Here is a 6,322-nt window from a genome sequence, read left to right as displayed (position 1 = left end):
GGTCGCCCAGGCCGTGACCCGCAATCTCAGCGGCGGCGGCACGGTGCATATCGAAGACATCCAGGACCAGGTCGAGCTGGCGCTAATGCGCTCCGGCGAGCACAAGGTCGCCCGCGCTTACGTCATCTATCGCGCCGAGCGCGCGCGCGAGCGCGATGTCGCCAAGTCGGCCGAGCTGCCGCTGGGTCAGTCGGCGCTGCGCGTGACCAACGCCCTCGGCCAGATGGTGCCGCTGGACGAGATGCGCCTGCGCCGCGTCGTCACCGAGGCCTGCGAGGGCATCGATGACGTCAATGGCGAAAAGGTCATCGAGGACACCCTCAAGAACGCCTACGACGGCATCAAGGAAAACGAGCTGGCCACCGCGCTGACGCTTTGCGCCCGCACGCTGATCGAGAACGAGCCGAACTATTCCCAGGTCGCCGCCCGGCTGCTGCTGGACAACCTGCGTCATGAGGCCATGGCCTTTCTGGATCTGGCCAACGCCTACCCCACGCATGGCGAAATGCGCGGCCTGTACGGCGAATACTTCAAGGCCTACCTGCACCGTGCGGCCGAGCTGGAACTGGTCGACCCGATGCTGTGCCAGTACGACCTGGACAAGATCGGCGACGCGCTGCTGCCCGACCGTGACAACCAGTTCACCTTCCTGGGCCTGCAGACGCTTTACGACCGCTACTTCATCCACAGCGACAACACGCGCTTCGAACTGCCGCAGGCGTTCTACATGCGTGTGGCGATGGGCCTGGCGATCAACGAGATCGACCGCGAAGACCGCGCCATCGAGTTCTACCAGCTGCTGTCGTCCTTCGACTTCATGTCGTCGACGCCGACGCTGTTCAACTCCGGCACGCTGCGCCCGCAGCTGTCGTCCTGCTACCTGACCACGGTGCCAGACGATCTGGGCGGCATTTACGGCGCCATCCACGACAACGCCAGGCTGTCCAAGTTTGCCGTGGGTCGGGGCAACGACTGGACCCCGGTGCGCGCGCTGGGTGCCCATATCAAGGGCACCAACGGCAAGTCGCAGGGCGTCGTGCCCTTCCTCAAGGTCGTCAATGACACCGCCGTGGCCGTGAACCAGGGCGGCAAGCGCAAGGGCGCGGTCTGCGCCTACCTCGAAACCTGGCACAAGGACATCGAAGAGTTCATCGAGCTGCGCAAGAACACCGGTGACGAGCGTCGCCGCTGCCACGACATGAACTCCGCCAACTGGATTCCCGACCTGTTCATGAAGCGGGTGATGGAAGAAGGCCAGTGGACGCTGTTCTCGCCCAACGACGTGCCGGACCTGCACGACCTGACCGGCAAGGACTTCGAAGCCGCCTACACCGCCTACGAAGCCAAGGCCGACAGCGGCGAGATCGTGGTATTCAAGCGCATGCCCGCCCTGCAGCTATGGCGCAAGATGCTCGGCCTGCTGTTCGAAACCGGGCATCCGTGGATCACGTTCAAGGACCCCTGCAACCTGCGCTCGCCGCAGCAGCACGTAGGCGTCGTGCACAGCTCCAACCTGTGCACCGAGATCACGCTGAACACCTCGCCGGGCAAGGAAATCGCCGTCTGCAACCTGGGCAGCATCAACCTGCCGCAGCACGTCGAGGAACTGCCGGACGGCACCGTCGGCATTAACCGCGACAAGCTGGCCAAGACCGTCAAGACGGCCATGCGCATGCTGGATAACGTCATCGAGTACAACTACTACTCGGTGCCGACCGCGCGGGCCTCCAACCTGCGCCACCGTCCCGTGGGCATGGGCCTGATGGGCTTCCAGGATGCGCTGTACAAGCTCAAGCTGCCCTACGAATCCGACCAGGCCGTCGAGTTCGCCGACACCTCTATGGAGCTGATCAGCTACCACGCCATCCAGGCCTCCAGCGATCTGGCCGAAGAGCGTGGCACCTACCCGAGCTTCGAGGGCAGCCTCTGGAGCCAGGGCATTCTGCCGATCGATTCCATCGAGAAGCTGGCCGACGCCCGTGGGCAGTACCTGCAGCAGGACCGCAGCCAGCGTCTGGACTGGGACAGCCTGCGCGAGCGGGTCAAGACCGTGGGCATGCGCAACTCCAACTGCATGGCCATCGCGCCGACCGCCACCATCGCCAACATCACCGGGGTGAGCCAGTCCATCGAGCCGACGTATCAGAACCTGTACGTCAAATCGAACCTGTCCGGCGAGTTCACGGTGGCCAACCCCTACCTGGTTGACGACCTCAAGGCCCGCGGCCTTTGGGATCAGGTGATGGTCCACGATCTCAAGTACTTCGATGGTTCCGTGCAGCCGATCGACCGCGTGCCGGACGACATCAAGGCGATCTACAAGAACGCCTTCGAGGTCGATCCCCACTGGCTGGTCAAGGCCGGCAGCCGCCGTCAGAAGTGGCTGGATCAGGCCCAGAGCCTGAACCTGTACATGTCCGAGCCCAGTGGCAAGAAGCTGGACGCCCTGTACAAGGACGCCTGGCTCTCCGGCCTGAAGACGACCTACTACCTGCGCACCATGGGCGCGACCCATGCCGAGAAATCGACCATTACCGACCATCGCCTGAACCAGGTCGGCAAGGGTGCCAGCGCCCCGGCGGCCTCACCGCAGGCGGCTTCACCCAGCCCGTCGCCCAGCGTCTCGCCGTCACCGAGTCCGAGCGCGGAGGCCCCGCAGGCCTGCTCGATTCTCGACCCGGATTGCGAGGCCTGCCAGTAGGCAAGCCGGCGACCACTCACGAACGGCGGCCGGCCCACTGGCCGGTCGCCGCATCGACCGAATACGCAAGGAGATCGACATGCTCGATTGGGAAGACAACAAGCAACCGCAGCTCAACACCGCCACCCGTGCCGGTGACGCCGCGGCCGTGCACCACCCCGACCCGTTTGCCGTGGACGCCGTCGAAGGCGCGGGCGCAACGGGCGCCGAGTCCATCGCCATGGGTGCCGGCCGCATCCAGGTCGATGACAAGAAAATCATCAACTGCAAGGCCGACCTCAACCAGCTAGTGCCGTTCAAGTACGGCTGGGCCTGGGAAAAGTACATCGCCGGCTGTGCCAACCACTGGATGCCGAACGAGATCAACATGTCGGCCGACATCGGCCAGTGGAAGAACCCCACCGCGTTCTCCGACGACGAGCGCCTGATCGTCAAGCGTGCCCTGGGCTTCTTCGCCAGCGCCGACTCGCTGGTCGCCAATAACCTGGTGCTGGCCGTCTACCGCCATATCACCAACCCCGAATGCCGCCAGTACCTGCTGCGCCAGGCCTTCGAAGAGGCGCTGCACACCCACGCCTACCAGTACATCGTCGAATCCCTTGGCATGGACGAGGCCGAAGTGTTCAACATGTACCGCGAGGTCCCCTCGGTGCACGACAAGGCTGCCTGGGCCCTGCCCTACACCCAGTCACTGGCCGACCCGATGTTCCACACCGGCACCCCGGAAGACGACCAGCGCCTGCTGCGTGACCTGATCGCGTTCTACGTGGTCTTCGAAGGCATTTTCTTCTACGTCGGCTTTGTGCAGCTGCTGTCCTTCGGCCGTCAGAACCGCCTGACCGGTGCCTCCGAGCAGATTCAGTACATCATGCGCGATGAGTCCATGCACATGAACTTCGGCATCGACGTGATCAACCAGATCAAGATCGAAAACCCGCACCTGTGGACCGCCGAGTTCCAGGAAGAGATCAAGGACATGATCCGCGAGGCGACCGACCTGGAAATCAAATACGCCCACGACACCATGCCGCGCGGCGTGCTGGGCCTTAACGCCAGCATGTTCCACGACTACCTGCACTTCATCGCCAACCGTCGTTGCAACCAGATCGGCATCCCCGACATCTTCCCCGGCGCCACCAACCCGTTCCCGTGGATGAGCGAGATGATGGACCTGAAGAAGGAGAAGAACTTCTTCGAAACGCGGGTGATTGAGTATCAGGCGGGCGGGACGTTGAGCTGGGATTGACGCTATACGCAACTTGCGTATAAATTTGCTCTCCATTGAAAGCCGTCTTTGTTGAACTACCGGCGTTTGAACGTCACCGCACAAGCTATCTAAGCGACAAAGCGTTCACGGCCCTGCAAGGCGAACTGATGAAGTCCCCGGAAGCCGGGGACGAGATCCAGGGCACCGGCGGACTGCGCAAGCTTCGGTTTGCCGATCCTCGGCGCGGCAAGGGGAAACGTGGCGGCCTGCGGATCATCTACTACTGGTGGTCCGGCGGTGCGCAGTTCTGGCTGTTCACCGTCTACGACAAGGATGAGATGGCCGATCTCACCCCGGAACAACGCCGCAGCTTGAAAGCGCTGATCAAGCGTGAACTTGCGGCTCGGAGCAGGACATGAGCGAGCACCAAGCCCGGAAACGAAACCTTTTCGGCGAACTCCAAGAAGGCTTCGACGCGCTTGCCGATGAACGCAAGGGCAAGCGGACACTGCGTACGCACGCAGTAACGAGCGAACCACTGGAAGCACCCTCCGCACCCGAGCTGATCGCTCTGCGCGAAAAGCTCAACATCTCCCGCGCTGTCTTCGCGGACTATCTACGAACCAATATCCGCACACTGGAAAACTGGGAACAGGGACGCGCCAAACCGAATGCGCAAGCCACCGTATTGATCCGGATGGTCGAGCGCTATCCGGATACGATTGAACGGCTGGCGGCAATCTGAACTCACTGTAGCCCCTTTACCTACCGGCCCAGCGTCGGGCCACAAAGCGCGCTGCGTTGCGCGCCGTAGCCTAGGCTGACTTTCTTCCCGATAATCTTGAATTACTGGTTGATCAGATTCAGCACCGATCTAAGCGGGTGGTTGGCTCAACAACCTATGCAGGTGCTGATCGTTCGCAATTCACAACTTGACCTCATTTTTCAGAGCCGTCACATCCGTGTAGGGCGCTCAGCGCGGTAAACGCGAAATCCATCGATCCATGAAACTGCTAGATTGATCCAACACGCCGTCCATCATTCGCGATGAAATTTTTCATTCCATGCCTGCTACTTGCCGGCCTCACAGCGGGATGCACCTCCATACCTACAGTTGGGTTGGACGACCCCGAAGCCCAACTACCGGATAACGCCGGAATCGTGGCAATCCAAGTCGTCTCGAACATAAAGAAACTGAGCAAACAAATTCCGCATTGGAAGAAAGTTATCGTCCTCCAGGCGTCCCAGACGGAGGCGGAGAAACAACAGGTATTCAGCATTCCGGCGATGGACACCGGCTACACCGAAACCAGGGCATTTGTTGGCGGTCTGGCACCGGGGACATACCGAATCGCCGGTCTTTTGGGGCAACTTCACACCGACAACGGGACGTACACACTCTCTGCTTCAGTTCCACGTGAGATGGGCCGGTTTCAGGTAGAAACAGGGCGGCTGAGCACGCTGGGAACACTGGTTTTCCAGCCATTTGACGAGCTGTCAAGATCGTTGACAGAGTCAACATTTCTGATCTCAAGGCTGCCAGACGTCGAGAATCTCGAGGCACTCGTCAAGGGACGTTTCCCGGATAAATACTCGGAGCTGGTGCAAGTCGACCCTCTCGATTGGGAGCCGGATTCCAATTCAGAGTATCGCAACGCCGTTAGTCAACTCGTTCGATCACATGCGTACACCGCAAACGTACAACCTCCCCGGCCAGACGGCACGCGACTCATTGGCGGTCTGCTGGGCTCAATTTTCGCCTTGAAGCACGGCGCGACCTGGGAACGACACCTGGTACCGACATCGCACGCCATCACCGCAGTCTCGACATTCCCCAACGGACGAATCCTAGCTGGAGCGGAACGCGGACAAGTCTTCGTGTCCGGTCCTGAACTCGACAAATGGGTGGCATTCCCATTACCCAGTCGCGATGGGTTTGTATCGCATATTGGCGCACTCACTGAGGACAGCTGGTACGCGATATCCGATTTGCACGATTCCGCTGAGCTGTGGCGGCGCTCTTTCGACCAAGACTGGGAGCGAGTCGCGGTGATCGAACGAGACAGTCGCCCGAGCGATCTGTTCGATACAAACGAATTGTTCGTGATCGAATCCATTCCAGACAACGAGCGGATCGCGGACGTTGTGACGATTTGGTCTGGTGAGAGCAAATACACTTTCTATCCACGTCGCTCCGGCATACAGAAAATCGAAGTTTCCGAATGGGACAATCTGGAGCAGCAACCCAACGGAATTTGGTCAGGTCGCCCCGCGGGATTTTGGGGCTCGATCAAAAAGCCCAGTTACAGCATAGATGTCGGGTCCCGGATGAATATCTCGTTCATACTCGCCGTCCACTGCTGATGGGCCGAGAGGTCCTGAAGGCCACTCTGGCACACTGGAGCGAGATCCGA

Annotated in this window: 4 protein-coding genes and 1 pseudogene; all 5 read left to right on the top strand. The window is 60.8% G+C overall.

Annotated elements, in window-relative coordinates; translation table 11 throughout:
• On the top strand, positions 1-2,701 hold a 2,701-nt coding region (locus ACE1EY_RS11240), incomplete at its 5' end, for a ribonucleoside-diphosphate reductase subunit alpha (RefSeq protein ID WP_370300189.1).
• Positions 2,702-2,840: 139 nt separating this feature from the next.
• Positions 2,841-3,947: pseudogene (locus tag ACE1EY_RS11235) on the top strand (ribonucleotide-diphosphate reductase subunit beta); the annotation flags it as partial.
• A gap of 128 nt (positions 3,948-4,075) precedes the next feature.
• The gene (locus ACE1EY_RS11230) at positions 4,076-4,327 is read left to right on the top strand and encodes a hypothetical protein (protein ID WP_291514134.1); all 252 of its coding nucleotides are present in this window, start codon (positions 4,076-4,078) and stop codon (positions 4,325-4,327) included.
• A complete protein-coding gene (locus tag ACE1EY_RS11225; RefSeq protein WP_291514133.1) occupies positions 4,324-4,653 on the top strand; it encodes a hypothetical protein in 330 nt (109 codons plus the stop codon). Before ACE1EY_RS11230 ends, ACE1EY_RS11225 begins: the two co-directional genes overlap by 4 nt.
• Before the next feature lie 302 nt (positions 4,654-4,955).
• Positions 4,956-6,272, top strand: coding sequence for a hypothetical protein (locus tag ACE1EY_RS11220; protein ID WP_373928077.1), 1,317 nt, complete (start codon positions 4,956-4,958; stop codon positions 6,270-6,272).
• The last annotated feature ends 50 nt before the right edge of the window (positions 6,273-6,322 follow it).

The sequence above is a fragment of the Abyssibacter sp. genome (assembly GCF_964229365.1).
Taxonomy (GTDB): Bacteria; Pseudomonadota; Gammaproteobacteria; order Nevskiales; family OUC007; genus Abyssibacter.
This window is presented reverse-complemented; position numbering and strand designations above follow the sequence as displayed.

Excerpts from the sequence above, each read along its gene's own strand:
- ACE1EY_RS11230 (WP_291514134.1), top strand. The coding sequence starts at position 4,076 with ATGAAGTCCCCGGAAGCCGGGGACGAGATCCAGGGCACCGGCGGACTG.
- ACE1EY_RS11220 (WP_373928077.1), top strand. The coding sequence starts at position 4,956 with ATGAAATTTTTCATTCCATGCCTGCTACTTGCCGGCCTCACAGCGGGA.
- ACE1EY_RS11225 (WP_291514133.1), top strand. The coding sequence starts at position 4,324 with ATGAGCGAGCACCAAGCCCGGAAACGAAACCTTTTCGGCGAACTCCAA.